Source organism: Mesorhizobium sp. M4A.F.Ca.ET.090.04.2.1 (genome assembly GCF_003999085.1).
GTDB lineage: Bacteria > Pseudomonadota > Alphaproteobacteria > Rhizobiales > Rhizobiaceae > Mesorhizobium.
Map to the genome: position 1 here is coordinate 1 of NZ_RZOT01000660.1, position 2,911 is coordinate 2,911.

Genomic DNA, 2,911 nt, shown 5'->3' on the forward strand with positions numbered 1-2,911 from the left:
GTCCTCGACATCGTCGGGCGAATAGGTGCCGAACTCGCCGGTGTAGTGTCCTATGTCGTGCAGCAGCGCCGCCGCCACCAGTTCGTCCGGCGCGCCGTCCTGCTCGGCCAGCCACGCGCCCTGCAGCATGTGCTCCGACATGGTGACGGGCTCGCCGAGATAGGATTCGGCACCGCGTCGCTCAAAAATGTCGGCGATGAATTCGACGATGTTGCCGCTGTTCAGCGCCTGCCCGTTCATTCCGCCGCCTCCCTGAAATCGTGCTCGATCGCCGCCAGCGTCGACAACAGCCCGTCCTTGTCGGCGTAGCAGCCCTGCAGCCAGCGCTTGCCCGAGCCGGAAAACGCCTTGCGCGCATGCATGACGCGGGTGTTGTCGACGATGAAGGCCTGCCCAGCTTCCAGCTTGAAGGTCACCTCGAAGGCGGGATCCTCGATCAGTTCGGCGAACCGGCGATAAGCGGCGTAGTATTTGTCCATCTCGGCGAATGGCACGTCGACCGTCGGCGCCAGCGAGCGGTTGTTGAAGCGGATGCAGATCAGCTCGCCGTCCGGTCCGAGCTCGATCATCGGACGCTTGGCCTTGAGCCGCACGCCAGACGAGCCGGCATATTCGAAGCGCGCCGGATAGGAACTCAGCAGACGGAACCCGTGCGGATCTTCGACCTGCAGCGCAGTCGCCACCGCGAAACCGTCGACGACGGTGGATTCGCCGCCCCAGACGGTGTTCTCGATGCAGGCCAGGATCTGCAGCGTCGGCACCGGATCGCGGTATGGATTGTCGGTATGCGCCTGCAGGCCGAGATTGGTGTAGGCGAGATTGTTCGGAATAACCTCGGCGCGCACCTCGAACCAGCGCCCGTAATTGGTTTCCCTGATGTAACCGAACAGGTCGGACACCTTGCACAGCGCCCCCGACTCCGCCGGCAGGCCATCCATCACCGCAAAGCCGTAAGTCCTCACCGCCGAAAGCCATTCCCTGAGCACGCTGCGATCGTGGCTGGCAGCCGCATATGCCGCGCGCGGCACCGAGTTCTGCATCGTCGCCCTTGTCCAGCATTGAACCACGTCGGCCGTCCAGCCTCCCTTGCGCAGTTCGACGCGGTCATAGGCATGCGTGTACAGCCAGGCTTGCGGGAAGCTGACGGTCTTTTGCTCGGGCACGAAGCTGATCTCCAGGGCGCCGCCCTTGATCGAGACTGCTCCAATCCGCGTCTCGGCCGGAATGTCGAGGATGGTGATCAGGCGCTGCCCGTTGCCGGCGCTGCGCGTCTTGTCGTCCAATGCATTGTCGCGCAGCCACATGGCGTGAAAACGGGTGCGCGTCCCGTTCTCCCAGCTGAGTTCGATCGTCCGTCCCTCGTCGCCGATCAGCGCCTTGGTCAGCATGTCCAGCAGCTCCATCTTTCCCGCATCCGCAGGGTTTCGGGTTGCATGATGCTGACTTCGTAGTCATAACTCAAATTATCATTTTGCAGACTATGGCTATAGAATTCTAATGGCTGGAAGAGTTGCCGACGCCTTGCCTCCGCTCGACTGGTTGCGCAGCTTCGAGGCGGCGGCGCGGCTTTCGAACTTCACCGCCGCGGCGGCCGAACTCGGCCTGACGCAGGCGGCCGTCAGCCAGCACATTCGCGCCCTCGAACAGCGGCTGAAGACCAGGCTGTTCGTGCGTCTTGCCCGCGGTGTCGCGCTGTCGCCTGAGGGCGCCGCCTATCTTCCCCACATCCAGTCGGCCTTCGCCACCATCGCCAACAGCACCACGGAATTGTTCGAGCCGCGCGCCGTCCAGACCGTGGCGGTGCGGGTGCCGATCTCCTTTGCCTTGCTGGTGCTCGTGCCTGCGCTCCCCGACCTGGCGAGAGCCCTGCCGCGGATCCAGCTCGACGTGGTGACCATCCATCGTCCCGCCGACTACGACCAGCCGGGCTCGGCGCTCGATATCCGCTTCGGCAACGGAAACTTCCCCGGCCGCGAGGCCGACAGGCTGACCGTTGAGCGGCTGGTGCCGGTCGCCTCTCCGGCGCTGGCCGGCAATACGGACTGGACATCCCTGCCCTTGCTCCTGGTCGCCGGCGCGCGCGAGATGTGGGCCGAATGGTTTACCGCTGCCGGCGTGCCGGGACATACTGGACGTTCGCACCGCTTCGACAGTTTCGTTGCCGCCATGGAGGCGGCCAAGGCCGGCGCCGGCGCCCTGTTGGGCTCCAGGCCGCTGATCGATGCGGCACTTGCCGGCAAGGCGCTTGTGGCGCTTTCCGGCTTCGAGCTCTCCAGCAGCTCGGGCCATTTCCTGACCCGCGCTTCGGCCGCGGGACTGACCCAGGCCGAGCAGGATTTTCGTCTGTGGCTGCTGTCACGCCTCGCCGGAATCGACGCTCTGTAGGCTTGCGCCGATCCGTTTCCAGTAGATCAGCGTGCCGGTCAATCCGCCATGCGGCTTCAGAGCGAAGTCCGGGATTTCGCCGGTCAGCGTGAAGCCGAGCTTCTCGTAGAGGCGGGAGGGTCCCTCCTCGCTTGCAGTATCTAGCACCAGCAAGGTGCGCCCGCTCTCCATGGCGATGTCCTCCGCCGCCCGCATCAGCCGGGTCGCCACACCCTGGCCGCGACGGTCGACGCGGGGTCATCAGCTTGGCGATCTCGGCCCGGTGCGCCTGATTGGGAGGAAAGTCGAGCAGCAAGGTGACGGTGCCGGCAAGGACCTCGCCGTCCCATGCGCCAAGCACCACCCGTTCGCCTCGCGCAACTGCGGCAAGCGACTTCCGCCAGAAGGCCTCCGCCGCATCCTGTGCCAACGGATGCATGAAGCTCACCGAGCCGCCGCCGGCCACGGTCTCGACCAGAAGCGCGGCCAACAGTTTTTCCGTCTCGGCGGCCTCATTCAGAGTGCTGATTTTTATGGAACTCATGGT

At 64.9% G+C, this 2,911-nt stretch carries 3 protein-coding genes and 1 pseudogene; 1 reads left to right on the forward strand and 3 read right to left on the reverse strand.

Annotated elements, in window-relative coordinates; translation table 11 throughout:
- Positions 1–240, reverse strand: a 240-nt coding sequence (locus tag EN781_RS29915) for an HD domain-containing protein (RefSeq protein WP_127400614.1), incomplete at its 3' end; no start/stop codon positions are given.
- Positions 237–1,403 carry a gamma-butyrobetaine dioxygenase gene (locus EN781_RS29920; protein ID WP_245455444.1) on the reverse strand — a complete coding sequence of 389 codons (1,167 nt, stop codon included), beginning with the start codon at positions 1,401–1,403 and terminating at the stop codon, positions 237–239. The genes EN781_RS29915 and EN781_RS29920, both read right to left, overlap by 4 nt.
- 94 nt (positions 1,404–1,497) lie before the next feature.
- On the opposite strand from EN781_RS29920, the gene EN781_RS29925 reads away from it, so the two are divergent.
- Complete coding sequence (locus tag EN781_RS29925) at positions 1,498–2,385, forward strand: LysR family transcriptional regulator (protein WP_126053967.1); 888 nt, start codon at positions 1,498–1,500, stop codon at positions 2,383–2,385.
- Here the strand turns inward: EN781_RS29925 and EN781_RS29930 are convergent.
- A pseudogene (locus EN781_RS29930) lies at positions 2,356–2,908 on the reverse strand (GNAT family N-acetyltransferase). The gene EN781_RS29925 and the pseudogene EN781_RS29930 sit on opposite strands and share 30 nt — an antisense overlap.
- Positions 2,909–2,911 lie beyond the last annotated feature (3 nt).